This is a genomic window from Nonomuraea sp. NPDC050310 (assembly GCF_040655795.1).
Taxonomy (GTDB): Bacteria; Actinomycetota; Actinomycetes; order Streptosporangiales; family Streptosporangiaceae; genus Nonomuraea.
Map to the genome: position 1 here is coordinate 554,986 of NZ_JBFAKP010000002.1, position 18,266 is coordinate 573,251.

General features: G+C 72.0%; 14 protein-coding genes. 8 read left to right on the forward strand and 6 right to left on the reverse strand.

Going from position 1 to position 18,266, the window contains the following annotated elements; all coding sequences use genetic code 11:
- Positions 1-24: 24 nt before the first annotated feature.
- Entirely contained in the window at positions 25-339 is a 315-nt protein-coding gene (locus tag AB0I67_RS08850; RefSeq protein ID WP_357919884.1) for a hypothetical protein, read from the forward strand.
- A 1,074-nt stretch (positions 340-1,413) separates the two neighbouring features.
- Here AB0I67_RS08850 and AB0I67_RS08855 read toward each other — a convergent pair.
- The gene (locus AB0I67_RS08855; RefSeq protein ID WP_357919887.1) at positions 1,414-2,250 is read right to left on the reverse strand and encodes a PRC and DUF2382 domain-containing protein; all 837 of its coding nucleotides are present in this window, start codon (positions 2,248-2,250) and stop codon (positions 1,414-1,416) included.
- A 192-nt stretch (positions 2,251-2,442) separates the two neighbouring features.
- Here AB0I67_RS08855 and AB0I67_RS08860 point away from each other — a divergent pair, with 192 nt between their 5' ends.
- From AB0I67_RS08860 to AB0I67_RS08890, 7 genes are all read left to right on the forward strand, one after another.
- Positions 2,443-3,852, forward strand: a complete 1,410-nt coding sequence (locus tag AB0I67_RS08860) for a serine hydrolase (protein WP_357919890.1) — start codon at positions 2,443-2,445, stop codon at positions 3,850-3,852.
- A 75-nt stretch (positions 3,853-3,927) separates the two neighbouring features.
- Positions 3,928-5,907, forward strand: a complete 1,980-nt coding sequence (locus tag AB0I67_RS08865; RefSeq protein WP_357919893.1) for an ABC transporter ATP-binding protein — start codon at positions 3,928-3,930, stop codon at positions 5,905-5,907.
- Positions 5,904-6,854, forward strand: a complete 951-nt coding sequence (locus AB0I67_RS08870; RefSeq protein WP_357919896.1) for an ABC transporter permease — start codon at positions 5,904-5,906, stop codon at positions 6,852-6,854. The genes AB0I67_RS08865 and AB0I67_RS08870 overlap by 4 nt, the downstream gene beginning before the upstream one ends.
- A complete protein-coding gene (locus AB0I67_RS08875; protein WP_357919899.1) occupies positions 6,851-7,699 on the forward strand; it encodes an ABC transporter permease in 849 nt (282 codons plus the stop codon). Before AB0I67_RS08870 ends, AB0I67_RS08875 begins: the two co-directional genes overlap by 4 nt.
- Positions 7,696-9,549 carry an ABC transporter substrate-binding protein gene (locus AB0I67_RS08880; RefSeq protein WP_357919902.1) on the forward strand — a complete coding sequence of 618 codons (1,854 nt, stop codon included), beginning with the start codon at positions 7,696-7,698 and terminating at the stop codon, positions 9,547-9,549. Before AB0I67_RS08875 ends, AB0I67_RS08880 begins: the two co-directional genes overlap by 4 nt.
- A complete protein-coding gene (locus AB0I67_RS08885) occupies positions 9,531-10,640 on the forward strand; it encodes an erythromycin esterase family protein (protein ID WP_357919904.1) in 1,110 nt (369 codons plus the stop codon). The genes AB0I67_RS08880 and AB0I67_RS08885 overlap by 19 nt, the downstream gene beginning before the upstream one ends.
- Complete coding sequence (locus AB0I67_RS08890) at positions 10,637-12,649, forward strand: prolyl oligopeptidase family serine peptidase (protein ID WP_357919907.1); 2,013 nt, start codon at positions 10,637-10,639, stop codon at positions 12,647-12,649. The genes AB0I67_RS08885 and AB0I67_RS08890 overlap by 4 nt, the downstream gene beginning before the upstream one ends.
- On the opposite strand, the gene AB0I67_RS08895 is transcribed toward AB0I67_RS08890, so the two are convergent.
- The 5 genes from AB0I67_RS08895 to AB0I67_RS08915 all read right to left on the reverse strand — a co-directional run bounded on the left by AB0I67_RS08895 (position 12,627) and on the right by AB0I67_RS08915 (position 18,254).
- A complete protein-coding gene (locus AB0I67_RS08895; RefSeq protein ID WP_357919910.1) occupies positions 12,627-14,288 on the reverse strand; it encodes a helix-turn-helix domain-containing protein in 1,662 nt (553 codons plus the stop codon). The two genes, AB0I67_RS08890 and AB0I67_RS08895, sit on opposite strands and share 23 nt — an antisense overlap.
- Positions 14,289-14,434: 146 nt before the next feature.
- Positions 14,435-15,544, reverse strand: a complete 1,110-nt coding sequence (menC, locus tag AB0I67_RS08900; protein ID WP_357919913.1) for an o-succinylbenzoate synthase — start codon at positions 15,542-15,544, stop codon at positions 14,435-14,437.
- Positions 15,541-16,449: a GNAT family N-acetyltransferase gene (locus AB0I67_RS08905; RefSeq protein WP_357919916.1), complete on the reverse strand. Its 909-nt coding sequence runs from the start codon at positions 16,447-16,449 to the stop codon at positions 15,541-15,543. The genes menC and AB0I67_RS08905 overlap by 4 nt, the downstream gene beginning before the upstream one ends.
- A 13-nt stretch (positions 16,450-16,462) precedes the next feature.
- A complete protein-coding gene (locus tag AB0I67_RS08910; RefSeq protein ID WP_357919919.1) occupies positions 16,463-17,683 on the reverse strand; it encodes a M20/M25/M40 family metallo-hydrolase in 1,221 nt (406 codons plus the stop codon).
- 91 nt (positions 17,684-17,774) lie between these two features.
- On the reverse strand, positions 17,775-18,254 hold the full coding sequence (locus AB0I67_RS08915) for a GNAT family N-acetyltransferase (RefSeq protein ID WP_357919922.1): 480 nt from the start codon (positions 18,252-18,254) through the stop codon (positions 17,775-17,777).
- Positions 18,255-18,266: the final 12 nt, after the last annotated feature.

Consider the following 18,266-nt stretch of genomic DNA (forward strand, 5'->3'; position numbering starts at 1 on the left):
CGTGGGCGTCGCGCCTGCTGGCGAGTGAACAAGACGGTCTTCGACGAGGTCTGTGTGCTCTGGGCGGAGCACATGGGCCTGCCGTTCCCCGACGACCTGCGCGGCGTGGACATCTACGAGCAGCCGGTCGCGTATCTGGACTTCTGCATGGCAGGCCCTCTGGCCAGCTATGTCGGAAGCCAGAGAGGCGTGTTGGACGCTGATCAGCTTCGAGTTGTGAAGGAGTCCGCTCGTGATTTGCGAGCGCTCCTTCCGCGCCTACGACGTCGCGAAGGCCGAACGTACGTCGCCCGGTTGGTCCGAATCGGCGAGCTGGTCATCAGTGATGCCCCAGGATAGTTCTGGCCGCCGCAAGTAGTTGCGGCGACAAACTTCACTACAAGGTCAAGAGCGTGCCGCCTGCGGCGGCCCGCCGCTCCTCGGGCCGTCGCAGGCCGCGCTGGGGCCTGAGGGCCGGTCGCGGCCAGCACCGCCCACGCGGAGATGATGAGCATGCATCTTGGCTGTGCGGGCAACATGCGAACGACTATGGGCGTTCATCCGTCGTGTCAATCTGATCACGCAGCATCTGTTCTCTCCAGCTCTCGATGACGGGGCGAGCTGGTGTTGTTCCCCGTCTGGGAGCCAGCCCGCCCGAGGATGCGGCGGGACTGCTGACGTGGTGGCAGAGGCGCATGCCTGCGTGGGCGTTCTACAGGACGGCTTTTACTTGTGGACGACCGTCCATCTGTGCCGTTCCGCCGTCTCCCGGTTGAGGCGGTACTGGTCCTGCACCCCGTGCTCATCCCGCCTGATATTGCGGAAATGCGAGCGTAAGAGACGGGCGGACAATGGACCTATAACCCTTCTCACGTGAGTTGGTGCGGAGAGTCGAGTTCCACGCGCTAGCAGTACTTGTACAAGAACCCCGGCCGGTCGGGCTGACGTCCAGCGACTGACCGGTTTAGGCGCACCTCAGCGAGCTGAGGGTTCGGGCTGGCATTCCTCGGACTCCAGGCTCTTGCGGAGGCCCTCCAGGGTGCGGCTGCAGACGACGTTGGAAAGGCCGTTCTGCTGAGGAAGGGGGATCCGGCGGAGCGCATACCAACCGCCTCCGGCCGCATCCATGATCTCCCAATCTGGGAAGGCGGCCATGATCTCTCGCTGGGTCGGCGGCATAGTGCTTCATTCGTAGTGAAGGCCGAGAGCGGATGCATGGCGTGGACAGAAAGCTGACCGTCATCCAGGGGGCGTGGGCGGATGGGGAGGCCGTCTCCGTGGTAGATCAGGGTGGGTGCGCGGCCCCATCGGTCGTCCTCAATCCGGGCGACGTGTAGGAGGACGGTGGGTTCCTCGGCGGGAGGGTCCAACCTATCTCGGACGTGACTGCACGCCCGGGCGGGCCGGGCGTGCAGTTGGGGCCCTCCCGATCGATCAGGAGGAGCGCGGGTCGATGTCGTCGTCCGAGGTGTCGAGGGCGCCGTCGGTCTCCAGGCGCTCCTTGCGCACCTGGCCCGAGACGGTTTCCTGCTCGGTGACGTTCTCCTTCACCAGGCGGACCCGTTCGACGGGGACGGCCTCGGTGTCGACGACGGGGCGTTCGGCGTGCAGGGTCACCTCGCGCTCGACTTCGGTGAAGTCGACGTCGCCGCGGGCGCCGTCGGCGATGGGCTCACGCTCGACGCGCACCTCTTCGTGGGTGACGGGAACGGTGACCTGCTGCTGCTCGGTGACGACGTACTTGCGCAGGCGGACCCGGCCGGTCTCGTAGCTCTCGGTGCCGACGCGGAGGCGCTCCTCGGACAGGGTCAGGTCGCCGGTGTCGTCGGTGGTGGAGCCCTGCGTCGGGATGGAGGCCGCGGCGGCGGCGGTGCCGCGGCGGGACATGTCCACGCCGTCGCGGCCGCCCTGGCCGGGGATGCCGGTCCGGCCGGTCGTGCTGGTGCCGGTGCCGGAGTTGACGCCGTAGTAGCGGTAGAGCTCGCGCTCCTCCTCTGCGGACAGGTGCTGGCCACCGGCGGCGTCCACGCGCGGCGCGTCCTTGATGCGCGACTTGTCGAAGTCGACCTGCACCCGGTCCTCGACCCGGGTGGCGGCGCTCAGTGGCACGAAGGACTCGTGCATGCCGAACCAGCCGGTCTTGACGGTCATCCACTCCGGGCGCCCGGATTCGTCGTCGAGGTAGAGATTCTGTACCTCGCCGACCCGGTCACCGTTGGCGTCGTAGACCGTCATACCGATCAGGTTGTCGATCTGCGTGTGGCTAATCACGGTTATCCCCCCTTGGTCACCTGCACAGATGCCCGCCGTGGCCGGGAGGTATCGCGAGATACCCAATGCATGACCAAACCTGAACTTCGAGCTACAGACCGGCGGAAAACATGGACCGGGGCTGGTCTACGTCACGAATACCTCGGGTCCGGCTGGTGGGAGCGGACGAACGGGCATGTTCCGCCCAGTTCTATGCTCGACCGGAAAATCCGGGGCTCAGGGGCGCCGGACGACCTGGGAGGGGTGCGGGTGGCGGCGCTGGGCGAGGTTGGCGAGTGGCTGAAGCGGCGGTTGCCGGAGTTGCTGGGCGAGCATGACGTGCCCGGGGCGGTCGTGGCGATCGGCATCGGGGACGAAGTGGTGGAGGCCGCGGCCGGGTTGCTGAGCCGTACCACCGGGGTGGGGGTGACGACGGACTCGATCTTCCAGATCGGGTCGGTCACCAAGGTGCTGACGGCGACGCTGGTGATGCAGCTCGTCGACGAGGGCAAGGTCGAGCTGGACGCCCCGGCGGGCCGGTACGTGCCGGAGTTCGGGCGGGAGGGCACCGTCCGGCAGTTGTCGTGCCACGTGGCGGGGTTCGAGGGGGACATCTTCACCGACACCGGCAAGGGGGACGACTGCCTGGCGAAGTTCGTGGCGTCGCTGGACGAGGTGCCGCAGGTGTTCGGGCCGGGAGAGATGTTCTCCTACAACAACGCGGGGTTCTGCGTGCTCGGGCGGCTGGTGGAGAGCGTGCGGGGCCGGCCGTTCGACGAGTGCCTGCGGGAGCACCTGTTCGGGCCGCTGGGGATGACGCACGCGGCGAACGATCCCTACGAGGCGGTGCTGCATCGGGTGGCGGTGGGGCACATCGCGGGGGAGCCGACGCCGGTGTGGGCGCTGGCGAGGTCGAACGCGCCGGCGGGGTCGATGCTGGCGATGCGGGCGCGGGATCTGCTGGCGTTCGGGCGGATGCATCTGGCGGGTGGCGTCGCGGCTGACGGCGCTCGGGTTCTGAGCCGGGCCGGGGTCGAGGCGATGCGGGAGGTTCAGGTCCGGCAGCCGGATCTCTGGCAGGGGGAGGCCTGGGGGCTGGGCTGGGAGTTGTTCGAGAGCAGCGCCGACAGGGCGGTGTTCGGGCATGACGGGAACACCATCGGGCAGTCGGCGTTCCTGCGGGTGGTGCCTGAGCTGGATCTGGTGCTGGTGGTGCTCACCAATGGCGGCTCACCTAAGCCGATATTTCGGGAAATATTCGGGCGGTTCCATGACCTTCCCCAAGCCCCGGTTCCAGACCCCCAGGCCCGGCCGACCAGACCCGAGCGCTACGCGGGGGTGTATGAGTCGAGCACCGGTCGCACCACCGTCAGCGTGGACGGGGAGGGACGGGTGTGGCTGGACCGCGTCCCGCTGGGCGTGACCGCCGAGCTGGACGAGGTGCCCTACCGCTCCGAGCTGGTCGCCTGGCGTGGTGACTCGCTGATCCCGCTGGAGCCGGAGGGCGGCGCCCACGCGCCGGTCGCCTTCCTGGGCGACGACGGCGAGGGCCGCGCGCTCTACCTGCACACCGGCCGAGCCGACCGGCGATCAGTTCGTCCGCACGGACAAGCGCGGGACTGAAGGTTCGATGGACGCGACGAACACCACCAGACCATCCCATCCCAATATCGTCGGGTGGATTTGGAACGTACTGCCGTGAGCACCGACCGTGTGCTGACGATCCGCGACCTGTCGGTCGAGATCCGCCGCGGGGATCGGGTCGTCCGTCCGGTCTCGGACGTCAACCTGGTCCTGAACCGCGGCGAGACGCTCGGCATCGTCGGTGAGACCGGGTCCGGCAAGTCCATGACCGGCCTGGCGATCATGGGCATGCTGCCTCCGGGCGGCCGGCTGGCCGGCGGTTCGATCCACTTCCGCGACCGCGAGCTCGTCGGCCTGCCGGCCGCGCAGTACCGGGGCGTCCGCGGCAACGAGATCGCGATGATCTTCCAGGACTCGATGACCGCCCTTAATCCCACCCGGCGCATCGGCGACCAGGTCGCCGAGCCGGTCCGGCTGCACCGGGGCGAGTCGAGGCGGGCCGCCCGCGCCCGCGCGGAGGAGATGCTCGCCCTGGTCGGGCTGCCGCGCCCCGCCGAGCGGCTGGACGACTACCCGCACCAGCTCTCCGGCGGCATGCGGCAGCGCGTGATGATCGCCATGGCGCTGGTCTGCGAGCCGAGCGTGGTCATCGCCGACGAGCCGACCACGGCCCTGGATGTCACGATCCAAGCCGAGATCCTGGAGCTGCTCGACGACCTCCGGTCTCGGCTGGGCATGTCGATGATCCTGGTCACGCATGACATGGGGGTGATCGCCCGGCATGCGGATCGGGTCGGGGTGATGTACGGCGGGCGTCTGGCCGAGACGGGGCCGACGGCCGCGCTCTTCGACCGCACGCGGCACCGCTACACGCACGCGTTGCTCGCCTCGATCCCGTCGCTCACCCAGGACCGGGGCGAGGAGCTCTTCAGCATCCCCGGAGCGCCGCCGGACCTGACGGTGGCGCAGGCCGGGTGCCCGTTCGCGGCGCGTTGCGAGGCGGCGACCGAGCAGTGCCGGACCGAGCAGCCCCCGCTCACCGTGGCCGAGGACGGGCACGCGCACGCGTGCTGGCACCCCGCCTCGGGACCCACCGCGCGGGCCCGCTCGTCCTTCCCCGTCCCCGCAGCGAAGACCGAGGACGCCGCGCCGCGGTTGCGGGTGGTCGACCTCGTCCGGGAGTACCCGGCCGGTGGGCGCCGCACGGTCAAGGCGGTGTCCGGGGTCAGCTTCGAGGTGGCGCCCGGCGAGACCTTCGGGCTGGTGGGGGAGTCGGGCTGCGGCAAGTCCTCGCTGGGCCGGATGCTCGTCGCCCTCGACCGGCCGACCTCCGGCCAGGTGGTCTTCGACGGCGAACCCGTCACGCCGGGCACGAAGCGGCTCCGCCGTACCGACCTGCAGATGATGTTCCAGGACTCCAACGCCTCGCTCGACCCGCGGATGCGGATCGGCACGATCCTGCGCGAGCCGCTCGCGATCCAGGGGATCGGCAACCGCGCGCAGCGCACCGAGCGCGCCCACGAGCTGCTGGCGGACGTGGGCCTGCCGGCCGCGGTCCTGGACCGCTACCCCTACGAGCTGTCCGGCGGCCAGCGCCAGCGCGTCGGCCTGGCCCGGGCGCTCGCCCTGAACCCGACGGTGCTGGTCGCCGACGAGCCGGTCAGCGCGCTGGACGTCTCCATCCGCTCGCAGGTCCTCAACCTGATGCGCCGGCTGCAGATCGAGCGCGGCCTGAGCAGCGTGGTGATCTCGCACGACCTCGCCGTCGTCAGGTACCTCGCCGACCGCGTCGGCGTCATGTACCTGGGCAAGCTGGTCGAGACCGGCAGCACCGACGAGGTGTACGGCGCCGCCGCCCACCCCTACACCGCCGGCCTGCTGGCCGCCATCCCCCAAGCCGGTACGGCAGGCGCCGCCAGGGTGCGAGGCGAGCTGCCCAGCCCCATCGACCCGCCCAGCGGCTGCCGCTTCCGCACCCGCTGCGCCCTGGCGACCGAGCTGTGCGCCCAGGTGGAACCCCCGATGAAGCCGCTCACCGGCACTCACCAGGTCGCCTGCCACCACCCCCTGCGCCGAGAGGACTCGCTCGCATGACCTGGTACGTCCTCCGGCGGCTGGCGATCTCGCTGCTCGTCCTGCTCGGCATCACCGCGGTCGTCTTCCTGCTGCTGCACCTGGTGTCGGAGAGCCCGGGCCGCGTGGTGCTGGGCCAGCGCGCCTCGCCCGAGGCGGTCGCCGCCTTCAACCACGAGCACGGCTTCGACCGGCCCGTGGTCGTGCAGTACGTCAGCTACCTGGGCCAGCTCTTCCAGGGCGACCTCGGCCGCTCCTACAAGCTGAACGAGAACGTCGCCACGCTGCTCCAGCAGAACGCCGGCCGCAGCGCGATGCTGTCGCTGGCCGGCCTGGTGGTCGCGCTGGTGATCGCGGTCCCGCTGGGCATCCTGCAGGCGGTCAAGCGCAACAGCGTCGTGGACCGGGTCGCGACCGCGGTGTCGTACGTGCTCTACGCGACGCCGTCGTTCCTGCTCGGGCTGATCCTCATCGCGGTCTTCAGCCAGACGGTGCCGATCTTCCCGGCGGAGGCGTCGCAGTCGCACTCGCCCTGGGTGGTCTTCACCGACCCGCAGGCGATGGCGCTGCCGGTCATCACGCTGGCCATCACCAGCGTCGCGATCTTCGCGCAGTACCAGCGCTCGGCCGCGCTGGACCAGCTCGGCCAGGACTACATCCGGGTCGCGCGCGCCAAGGGCCTGCCGGAACGGCTGATCCTCACCCGCCACCTGCTGCGCAACGCCTGCCTGCCGCTGATCATGCTGGTCGGCACGCTCATCCCGACGCTGCTGGCCGGCAACCTGATCGTCGAGTCCCTGTTCAACTATCCCGGCCTGGGCCTGCTCTTCCTCAACAGCCTGCAGCGCGAGGACTATCCGGTGCTCCTGGCCTACACCCTCATCGGCGGCGTCCTGACCGTGGCCGGCAACTTCCTCGCCGACGTCATGGTCGCGGCCGCCGACCGCCGAATCGAGCTGAACACATGAGGTCCTCCCTGCGGCAGCACCCGCTCGGCGTCGCCGGCGGCCTGCTCCTGGCGCTGATCGTCGCCTTCTGTTTCCTCGGCCCGCTGCTCTACCAGACCAACCAGACCGACGTGGACCTGGTCAACGCGGCCGTGCCGCCGGGCGAGGGCTTCCCGCTCGGCACCGACACCAACGGGTTCGACGTGCTGGGCCGGTTGATGGCCGGCGGCCAGGTCTCGTTGCAGATCGGCCTGATGGCCGCGCTGTTCGCGACCACGATCGGCACCCTCTACGGGGCGATCGCCGGGCTGGCCGGGGGCGTGGTGGACGGGTTCATGATGCGGCTGGTCGACATCATGCTGTCGATCCCGTTCCTGTTCTTCGTGCTCATCCTGTCGGCCCGCTTCCACGCCGACGCGGTGTCGCTGAGCCTGGTCATCGGCGGCTTCTCCTGGCTGGTCTCGGCCCGGCTGGTGCGCGGCGAGGTGCTCACCCTGCGGGTGCGGGAGTTCGTGCTGGCGGCGAAGGTGATGGGCGCCTCCCGGCGCCGGATCATCCTCACCCACCTGATCCCGAACGCGCTCGGCGTGATCATCGTCAACATCACCTTCCAGGTCGCCGACGCCATCCTCGTCGTCGCCGCCCTGGGCTTCCTGGGCTTCGGCCTGACCTTCCCGAGCGCCGACTGGGGCAGCCAACTCGCCAGCGGCGTCACCTACATCTCCGCCGACTACTGGTGGCTGATCTATCCCGCGGGCGCCTGCATCATCCTCACCGTGCTGGCGCTCAACCTGCTCGCCGACGCCCTCCGGGACGCCATCGGGCGGCCGACCCACTCCACTTCATCCGCAGGGAGCCTGTCATGACCCGAATGCCGCGCCGATCGGTGGCGCTGGCCGCCGCGGTCGCCGTGCTCGCCACCGCGTGCAGCGCCGGCGGGGGTGCGCCCAAGCCGAAGCAGATCGCGACCGGCTACACCGCCACGCCGCAGCAGACCGGGGCGCCCAAGGACGGCGGCACGATCACCGTGGCGCTGACCCCCGGGCTGAGCCCGAACTACATCTACCCCTACCCGCCCGCCGCCGCCAACGGCACGGTGATCGGGCGCGGGCAGATGTGGCGCTCCCTCTACCGGCCGAGCGGCGAGGGCGACCAGGTGGCCGACGCGGAGCTCAGCCTGGCCGAGCCGCCGGCCTTCAGCCCGGACCGCAAGACCGTGACCATCAAGATGAAGGACTACAAGTGGTCCACCGGCACCCCGGTCACCGCCGATGACGTCGTCTTCTCCCTGGCGCTGCTGAAGGCCGCGCTCAAGGAGAGCCCGGCCAACTGGAGCTTCTACACCCCCGGCCAGTTCCCCGACGGCGTCAGCGCCGAGGCCACCGCCCCGGACACGCTCACCCTGAAGCTGGAGACGGCCTACAACCCGTCCTACCTGCTGTCGATGCTCACGCTGCTGTACGTCATGCCTTCGGCCGAGTGGAACATCGCCGAGACCGGCGGCGAGCACCTCGACTTCAAGGACCCGAAGAACGCCAAGGCGATCTACAATTACCTCACCGAGCAGTCGGCCGAGCAGTCCACCTTCGCCACCAACCCGCTCTGGCAGGTGGTCAACGGCCCGTACAAGCTCAAGAGCTTCGACCCGACGACCGGCTCGTTCTCGCTGGTGCCCAACGAGAACTACAGCGGACCCGGCGACTCGCGCCTGGACCAGGTCGACTTCAAGGCCTTCACCTCCGCGGCGGCGGTGCTCAACCAGTTCAAGGCCGGCACGCTGACCGTCGGCACGCTCGACTCCAGCTACGTCACGCAGATCGACGAGCTCAAGGCCAAGGGCTACAGCGTGTACGGTGCCCCGGCCCCGGCCCGGTTCGACGCGCTGACCATCAACTTCGCCAACACCGTCGACAACTTCGACAAGGTCATCGCCCAGCCGTACGTCCGCCAGGCCCTGCAGCGGCTGATCGACCAGAACGGCTACATCGCCAGCCGCGGCATCTACAACGGCGCGGGCTCGCCCAACTACAGCACCGCCGGCAGCGGCTCGCCGTACCCGCCGGCCTTCGGCGACACCCCGCCCTACCCCTACGACCCCGCCGCCGCCGAGAAGCTGCTGACCGGCAACGGCTGGAAGGTCGTGCCGAACGGCGTCACCACCTGCGAGAACCCCGGGACCGGAGCCGGGCAGTGCGGCGCGGGCATCGAGAAGGGGCAGAAGATCAGCTTCACCCTGGCCTCGGCGAACACCCCCGCCTACGTCGGCGCCCGGGACGTCGCGTTCTCCTCGGCGGCCAAGAAGCTCGGCATCGAGGTCAAGATCGTGACCAAGGCGCTGAACTACATGTACGCCAACTACGGCAACACCTTCGCGCCGGCCACCAAGAACGAGTGGGCGATGCAGGACTTCGGCCCGCTCTACCTGGCCGCGGGCTACCCGAGCAGCAACACCGTCTTCAACGCCGACGGCAGCTTCAACCTGGGCAGCTACCGCAACGCCGAGGTGGACAAGCTGATCAACGAGTCGACCTTCGGCGCGGACGAGAAGACGTTGTCGGCCGAGGTGACGCGGCTGGCCGAGGACCTGCCGGTGCTCTTCTTCCCCACCCCGCACACGCTGGTCGTGGTGAAGGACACCCTGTCGGGGCCGCAGTCGTCGTTCAACGCCCTGCTCAGCTACCTCTACAGCCCCGAGCAATGGTACTTCCACAGCTAGCCCGCGACCTGGCCGGCGGCGCCCGCGTGGTGGCCGTCGGCGAGGGCGCGCACAACGTCACCGAGTTCTACGAGCTCCGGCTGGAGCTGCTGCGCACGCTCGTCGAGGAGTACGGCTTCACCGCGTTCGTGATGGAGTCGGGCTTCCCCGAGGGGCTGGCCGTGGACGCCTGGGTGCGCGGCGGGCCCGGCGAGGTCGAGACGGTGGCCCGCGAGGGCATCACCTACCGTTTCGGCGAGTGCGAGCCGATGTGGCGGCACCTGAGCTGGATGCGGCAGGCGCAGGTCGGCTTCTACGGCATGGACCTGCCGGGCTCGTCCACCTCGCCCGGCCCGGCGGTCCGCGCGATCCTCGCCCGCATGCCGGGCGACGAGGAGCTGCTGCGGCTCAGCGACCTCGGCGGGCGCACCGAGGCGGCGGTCCGCTTCGCGGCCCTGCCGCCCGGCGAGCGGGCCGGGCTGCTGGACGCGCTGCGCGAGCTGGCCGGGCGCGCGGCCGCCCACCCGGACGGGATCGTACGGCGGTGCGCCGCCTCGCTGGACGCCTTCGTGGCCGAGGCCGAGTTCGACCCCGAGGCGGCCGGGCCGTACCCGAGGGAGCGGTTCATGGCCGAGACCGTGCGCTGGATCCTGGAGCGCGAGGAGCGCGTCGTGGTGAGCGCGCACAACTCGCACGTCCGGCGCACGCCCTTCCTGGGCCGGCCGACCCTGGGCGGCCTGCTGGCCGAGACGCTCGGCGACGAGCTGGCCGTCGTCGGCATGACCTACGGCTCGGGGCCCGAGGTGCGCTTCACCCAGCGCTCGCCGCGCCCCTTCGACTGCGACGTCTCGCTCGGCGCCCGCACGCTGAGGCCGGACAGCATCGAGGCGCGGCTCGACCGCCTCGGCGCGCCGGTGTCCGCGGTCGACCTGCGCACCGCGCCCGCCGAGCTGTTCGACGGCGTGGCCGGCACCCTCGCCTCGGGCGGGCTCGACCCGGTCGACGACTTCCCCGCGGCCTTCGACGCGCTCGTGCACGTCCGCGAGGCCACCCGCATTCCCGGAGCGTTCGAGCGGCTCCGGGCGGAACTCGCCGGATCGGAGCCGACGTGACCCTGCTCTACCCGCCCGCCCGCACGGTCGAGGTCTTCGAGGAGGTCGCCGGCGTCCGCGCCGCCGACCCCTACCGGTGGCTGGAGGACGAGAGCCCGGAGGTGCACCGCTGGCAGCGGCGGCAGGCCGAGCTGGCCGTCTCCGTCATCTACGAGGGCCAGGACCCGGAGGCCTTCCGCGACCTGATCCGCGCCTACGACGCCGGTTCGCGGCCGGCGCTGCCGAAGCACGCCGCGGGCCGCTGGTTCCGGGTGGCCGGGGCGTCGGTCGTGGTCGCCGACGAGCCGTTCGGTGATGGCCGCCCGCTCCTGGACACCGGAGGCGCCTACGTCTCCTGGCTGGCGCCCAGCCCGGACGGCCGGGTGCTGGCGCTCGGCCTGTGCACCGACGGCAGCGAGCACAACACCATCCGCCTGGTCGACACCGCCACCGGCGACCTGCTTCCGGGCGCGCCCGAGCAGGTCCTGCACAGCGCGTGGGCCGGAGGCGTCTCGTGGCTGCCGGACGGCAGCGGCTTCACCTTCTTCGCGCTCACCGGCACGCCGGAGGAGTTCCGGCAGGCGGTCTTCACCCACCGGCTCGGCGGCCCGACCGAGCTGGAGGAGATCCCGGTGCCGGCCGGCTCGCGCGAGTACACGCTGGTCCAGATGACGCCCGGCAGCCGGTGGGCCGTGGCGGCGCACCGCGTGGGCAGCCCGATCCCGGTGGCCGTGCGCGACCTGTCCGAGGCGGGCGCGCCCTGGCGGCCCTTCGTCACCGATTGCGCCGGGACCGTCGCCGGGCACGTGATCGGCGATCACTACGTCGCGGTGACCGACGTGGGCGCGGCCCGCGGGCGGGTGGTCGCGATCCCGCTGGACGCGGCCGACCCCGGCGATCCCGGCCAGTGGATCGAGCTCGTCCCGGAGGGCGAGACGGTGTTGCGCTCGCTCACGCCGGTGGGCGAGCACCTCTACCTGAGCGAGTTCGACCGGACCTTCGCGCGGGTCCGGATCCTCGACCGGGCCGGCGCGGTGGTCGGCGAGGTGCCGTTGCCGGGGCGGGGCGCGCTGGCCGCGCCGTTCTTCGCGCTCACCGGGCTGGCCGTCGGGGCGCCAGTGGCCGACTTCGTCTTCGCCTTCTCCACGCTGACCAGCTCGTGGGGGGTCTACCGGCATCGGCCGGGCGGGGAGCTGGAGACGCTGGCCGCCCCGGCGGTCACGCTCGACGCCGACGTGGTGGAGGGGCAGGCGCTCGCGCCGGACGGGGTCGCTGTGCCGTACCACGTGGTGGGACGGACCGGCGGCGGGCCGGCGCCGGTGCTGATCTCCGCGTACGGCGCGGCCAACGTGCCGCTGCTGCCGCAGTACCAGCCCGACCTGGCCGCGTTCGTCGCCGCCGGCGGCGTGCTGGTGCAGGCCTACCTGCGCGGCGGCGGCGAGTTCGGCCGGGACTGGTACCTGGCCGCGCACCGCGAGCGCAAGGGCGTGCGCGACTCCGACCTCGTCGCGGTCGCCGAGCACCTCATCGCGGAAGGGGTGACGACCCCGGCCCGGCTCGCGCTGACCGGAGGCTCCGACGGCGGCCTGATGTGCGGCGTCGCGCTCACCCGGCGGCCGGAGCTGTGGCGGGCCGTGCTGCCCCGGGCGCCCCTGCTGGACCTCATCGGAGGCACCCGCGACCCCTACCTCGACTTCGTGATCCGCAAGGCGTGGGCCGACCCGGACGACCCGGACGAGGTACGCCGCCTGCTGGGGCTCTCGCCGTACCAGCTCGTCCGGCCGGGTGTCTTCCCCGCGGTCTACCTGCAGGCCGGGGCGGCCGACCCGCGGTGCCGGCCGTGGCACGCGCGCAAGTTCGCCGCGCGGCTGCAGGCGGCCCAGCAGGGGGAGGCGCCGATCCTGGTGCACGTCTTCGAGAACGCCGGGCACGGCGCGGCGACCGGGCCCGACGTGGCGGTGGCGCAGGACGCGGAGTGGCTGGCGTTCCTGGCGAAGACCCTCGGGCTCACGCCTCCGGCTCGGACCTGAGGGACATCAGCCGAAGCTGCAGCATCGCCGACAGCCGCGCGTTCGGGTCGCCGAGGTCGAGCCGCCCGACCTCGGCGGCGCGGCGCAGCCGGTACCGGAAGGTGTTGGGGTGCACGTACATCGACGCCGAGGCTACCGCCACGTCGCCGAAGGCGTCGAGCCAGGTGCGCAACGTCTCGATGAGGCTGGTCTGGTGCTCCCGGTCGTAGGCGACGATCCGCGCGACCGCCCCGCTGGGGATGTCGCCGCGCGGGACGAGGTCGCCGAGCTCGATCAGCAGCGCCTCGACGTGCACGTCGTCCAGGCGGGCCACCTGCTGCGGTGCGACACCCGAACGCAGCACGCGCAGGGCCCGCTCGGCGCCCGAGCGGGACCGGGCGAGCGCGGAGCTGTCCCTGGCCAACCGTCCGACGCCGACCAGCGGCCGGAGCCGCGAGCCGACCCGGGTCAGGAACTCCTCGGCCACCACGACCGCGCGCTCCTCGGCGTCCTGCCGGTTCTGGGCCGGGAGGATGCCGTAGGCGACGTCGCCGATCAGCGCCGCGGCGGCCCGGGGGTGCACGGCCGACAGGTGCATGCCGAAGGCGTCGGCCAGCCGCTTGCGCTCGGTGGCGAGCTGCGCGGGCAGCGGGTTCTCCGCGCCCGAGCCGACCACGGTGAGCGCGAGCACGACCGCGGGCTCGTCCTTCAGCCCCAGCCGGCGCACCGCCTCCAGCGAGCCGGGCCCGCTCTCCAGCGCGGTGCTCAGCAGCTCGGCGCGTAGCCGCCGCTCCATGTCCTCGTCGGCGCGCTGCCACACCATGTGCATCGCGACCAGCTTGGACGCCTCGTAGAGCGCCTCGCTGCGCTCGTCGCTGAGCGGCTCGGGGACGACGACCCAGATCGTGCCGAGGATCTCGTCCCCGGCGCGTACGGCGATGGCCGCCCGGGGCAGCTCGGGCGGCAACGTCGGGTCCACCGGCTCGGGCAGCGGCGCGACGTAGACCGGCCGGTCGCTGCGGTAGATCGCCTGGAAGACGCCGCGCTCCTCCAGGATGCGGGTGTAGTGCTCGGGGACCTGGCGGCCCAGGATCGTCTGGACGCGGGACGGGTCGGCCTCCTCCTGGCGGCTGGAGAAGGCCAGCAGGCGCGAGTTGCGGTCCTCGATGGTGACCGGCGCGTCGAGCAGCGCGGCGATGGCGTTGGCCACCGCGAACAGGTCGCCGGAGCGGATCCGGCCCACGGTGTGCGCGTCCGGGTCGTGCAGGCCGCTGTCGGCGGTCAGCGAGCGCAACATCCCCGACAGGTGCGTCCACGACGCGCCACGCGCGAAGGCCAGGACGGTCACCCCGGCCTCGCGGGCCGCGGCGGCCAGCCGCTCGTCGGGGGCGACCGGCGCGCGGACCACCAGCCCGACGGCGCCGCGCCGGCCGAGCTGGGTCACCACCCGGACCAGCTCGTCGGGGTCGTGCAGGCCGACGCCCAGGACCACCGCGCGGGGCGGCAGCTCCGGCTCGTCGAGCGGGTCGTGGATGACGACGCCGCCGATGTCACCGGCGCGCTCGACATCGCCACACACCACATCGAGGAGCGTGGAGCCGAGTTCCTCCAGGACACGGGCCAGACCGGCGCGCGGGAGGCTGGTCACCGGGACAAGCACAGGCCCGAAGCTAGCGCGGCCCGGACCTGTCGTCGTTCGTTGTGCATGACGAAATGATGCTACCCGCTTCGTCCGGCGGGACCAGGTCGGGGGGAGGTTCGTCCGGCGGGACCAGGTCGGGGGGAGGTTCGTCCGGCGGGACCGGGTCAGGGGAGGGGTAGCCAGACGGTGGTGGTGGTGACCTCCTCCAGGACCTCGGGGATGGGGGAGACGCCGAGCCCGGGACCGGTCGGCACCGCGAGGTGACCGTCCTCCAGCCGGAACGGCGGGGTCAGGTCGGTCCGGTAGTAACGGTCGGAGGCCGAGGTGTCGCCGGGCAGGACGAAATTGGGCAGCGCGGCCAGCGCGACGTTGGCCGCCCGGCCCAGCCCGGTCTCCAGCATGCCGCCGCACCAGACCGGCACGTCGTGCGCCGCGCAGACGTCGTGGATGCGCTTGGCCTCCAGGTAGCCGCCCACCCGGCCCGGCTTGATGTTGACCACCTGGCAGGCGCCCATCGCGATCGCGTCGGCGGCGGCGCGGGCCGAGACGATCGACTCGTCCAGGCAGATCGGCGTGCTGAGCTGCCGGGCCAGTTCGGCGTGCCCGAGCAGGTCGTCCTCGGCCAGCGGCTGCTCCAGCAGCAGCAGGCCGAACGGGTCGAGACCGGCCAGGTGCCGGGCGTCGGCACGGCTGTAGGCGGTGTTGGCGTCGACCTGGAGCGGAATGTCGCCGAAGCGCTCGCGGACCGCGCGGACCGGCTCGATGTCCCAGCCAGGCTCGATCTTCAGCTTGATCCGCCGGTAGCCGTCGCCCAGGTAGCCGCCGACGGTGTCGAGCAGTTCGGGGAGGGTGTCGGTGATCCCCACCGACACCCCGCAGGGCACCCGGTCCCGGACCGCGCCGAGCGCCTGGCCGAAGCTGACGCCCCTGGCTCGCAGTCCGACGTCCAGCACGGCGGTCTCCAGGGCGGCCTTCGCCATCCGGTGGCCCTTGAACTCCGCCAGCGCCGGGGCCACCTGGTGGGCCTCCAGCCCGTCGGCCACGCCGGCCAGGGCGGGGACCAGGTGGCGGGTCAGCACGTCGGCTGCGGCGTGGGTGTACTCCGCCGAGTACAGCGGCGCGGTGCCCGCGCCGCACTCGCCCCAGCCTTCGGCCTCGTCCGTCACCGCGCGGACCAGCAGGGCCTCGCGTACGGTCTCCGTGCCGAACGAGGTGCGGAAGGGGGTGACCAGGGGGATCTGGATGGTGCGGAGCTCTACTCCGGTCAGCTTCATTGCGACATCTCCCTGCCTGCCGGGCTGTGGTCATTTCGATTCGTTGGGTCTCGGTCCACGACGTACCAGCCGGTGCGGTCGAAGCCGCGCACGCGGGCGCCCTCGGCGAGCAGCCCGCCCAGCACCTCCCGCAGCGCCGTACGCCACTCGGCGGCGCAGCCGGGGTCGGTCTCCCGCATGGCCTCGATGTCGGCCGGCACCCCCACGAGCACCGTGCGCTCGTCGGCCCGGGCCACCACCGGCCCGCCGCCGGCCGCCACCCGCAACGCCGCCGCGGCCTGCACCGAGACCGCCTTGGGCCGCCCCGCGCACGCGGCCACCGCCTCCGGGGTCTCCAGCCGCCACCGGATCAGGACCCGGTCGGTGTCGTCGCTCCGGTTGATGTCGTCGTCCATCGGCCCGTAGAAGTTCGGCAGGTACTCCGCCGGCTCGGCGGCCAGCTTGGCGAGGTTGAAGTAGGCGTTGCGCCGGATCAGCGGGTCGTAGGTCCAGCTCACCTCGCCCACCCCGCGCGACATCGCCCACGCCCGCTGGTGCAGCTTCAGCGCGAACCCGACGTTCCGCCCCTGCATCCGGGCCAGCACCCCGGCGATGTGACTGTGCAGCGCCTCCCGCGCGGGCGGGGAGAAGAAGCCGAAGCAGGCGCCCACCAGCTCGCCCCCGTCGAACGCGCCGCTCACGTAGCTGCCCGCCTTGGCCATCGCCACCAGCAGGTCGGCGGTCACCGGCGGGTTGTTCGCGCCGGTGCGCCAGATGTGCTCGTACAGGCGGCGGACGGCCTCCAGCTCGGCGACGCTGTCCAGCGGGCGGATGTCCACGCCCCCGGCGCGCGCGGCTGCCTCGGCCGCGGCGTAGGCCGCCTCGACGGGGCCTGACTCGCGGCGGTCGCGGATGAGATCGGTCACGGCGGTCATGGTTTCAGCCGCTCCAGCCCTGTAGATGGTCGACGCGCACCGCTCCGGCCACCCCGGTTCGTCCATCCGAACAACCCGCCCCGCCCCCTCCCGCCAGCCCGGCCGGTTCGGCTCCGCTGGCTGGCTCGCTAGGCCGTCCCGCGCGCTCTTCCGGCTGTGTGGCCGCCCGGGCGTCGGTCAGCAGGTCGGTGACCAGCGCCGCGAGCAGCCGGGCTCGCCTGGGCAGTTCGGCCACCAGCACGTGCTCGTCCTCCGCGTGCGCCCCGCCGCCGACCGCGCCCAGCCCGTCGAGCGTGGGCGTGCCCACCCCGGCGGTGAAGTTCCCGTCCGAGGCCCCGCCGACGGCGACCTCGGCCAGCGGCCCGACCCCGAGCCGATCGGCCAGCCGGCTCGCCCGCTCGAACAACTCCCGCGACGCCGCCCCGGCCAGCGGCGGCCGATTCGGCCCACCCCGCACCTCGGCCCCCGGCAGCCCGGTCATCGCAGCGTGCACCCGGTCCTGCTCGGCCTGGTCCCACACCCGCGCGTCCACCTCGAACCGCGCCCCGCCCGGCCCGGCCTCCATCCGGGTCGGCGTCACCGTCGTCCCCGCCGCCGCGTCCCCCAGCCCGGCCACCGCCACCACCAGCCGCGCTAGCTTCACCGTCGCACCCGGCGAGTCCGGCACGATCACCTCGTACCGCGACACCCCCTTGCGTGCCGTCTTCAACGCCCCGCCAGGCCCGGCCGCCTCCAGCACCAGCGCCGCCGTACACCCCCGGGCCTCGTCCTCGATCAACCCCCGCGACGTCGCCGACCCCGGCTCCTCGTCCCCGGTGACCAGCACCGTCACCCCGTCGAGACCGCTCAGCCCGGCCAGCGCGTGGAACGCCACGACCAGCCCGGCCTTCATGTCGAAACACCCCGGCCCGCGCAGGACCCCGTCCCGTACGTCGAACGGCCGCCTGGCCAGCGTCCCCACCGGCCACACCGTGTCGTGGTGTCCCAGGAGCAGCACCCGCGGCTCGCCCCCGAACCGCCACCGCAGATGGGTGCACCCGTCGATCACGACCCGCTCCGGCTCACCCCCGAGCCACCGCGCGCCGACCTCCGCGACCACCTCCGCGCTCCGCGCCACCGCCCCGAGATCCTCGGACGGCGACTCGCAGCCGACCAGCCGCGCCACATCCCTGACCATCGTGTACGGCAGGCCGGCCCGGCCCCCGTGTCTCCCTCGTTCGCGCACCGCCCCAGCATCGCGAACCACCCAGGCCCCGGACCTGTCCTCCCGGCCAACATCCCCACACCCCGTTGGGCCACCCCGATGAACGCCCCGCTCAGCCCGCGTGACGGACCATGTAGACGTCGATCTCGTCCTCCGACTCGACGGTGAAGCCGTGGCGTTCGTACAGGCGGAGGGCGGCGCTGCCCTGCAAGACGTTCAGCCGGACCGGGACGCCCTCGGCGTCCATCCCGAGCAGCAGCGTGCGCAACACGACCGTGCCCAGACCGCGGCCCTGGAGGTCGGGGTCGAGGTAGAAGTGCTCCAGCCAGCACCCGTCCTCCTCCGGCCGGACGGTGACACAACCGGCGAAGGAGTCGTCCACCTCGATGACCGAGGTGTGCTCGGCCGAGAAGGTGTCCCTGAGCCGTTGCCGCACCCGGTGCTCGTCGAACCGGCCCAGCCGTTCGAGGTCGTCGCGGAGCACGATCGCCCGGAGTTCGGCGATCTCCTCCACGTCCTCGTGCCGCGCCGGTCGCAACCGCCACTGCAACACCCGGTTCGCTTGACCGTTTCGTGCCTCATTCTTGTCCACGGCTTGCAGTAT

Coding starts and splice junctions, on each gene's coding strand:
- AB0I67_RS08860 (WP_357919890.1), top strand. CDS start 2,443: ATGCTCGACCGGAAAATCCGGGGCTCAGGGGCGCCGGACGACCTGGGA.
- AB0I67_RS08870 (WP_357919896.1), top strand. CDS start 5,904: ATGACCTGGTACGTCCTCCGGCGGCTGGCGATCTCGCTGCTCGTCCTG.
- AB0I67_RS08875 (WP_357919899.1), top strand. CDS start 6,851: ATGAGGTCCTCCCTGCGGCAGCACCCGCTCGGCGTCGCCGGCGGCCTG.
- AB0I67_RS08880 (WP_357919902.1), top strand. CDS start 7,696: ATGACCCGAATGCCGCGCCGATCGGTGGCGCTGGCCGCCGCGGTCGCC.
- AB0I67_RS08885 (WP_357919904.1), top strand. CDS start 9,531: ATGGTACTTCCACAGCTAGCCCGCGACCTGGCCGGCGGCGCCCGCGTG.
- menC (WP_357919913.1), bottom strand. CDS start 15,544: ATGAAGCTGACCGGAGTAGAGCTCCGCACCATCCAGATCCCCCTGGTC.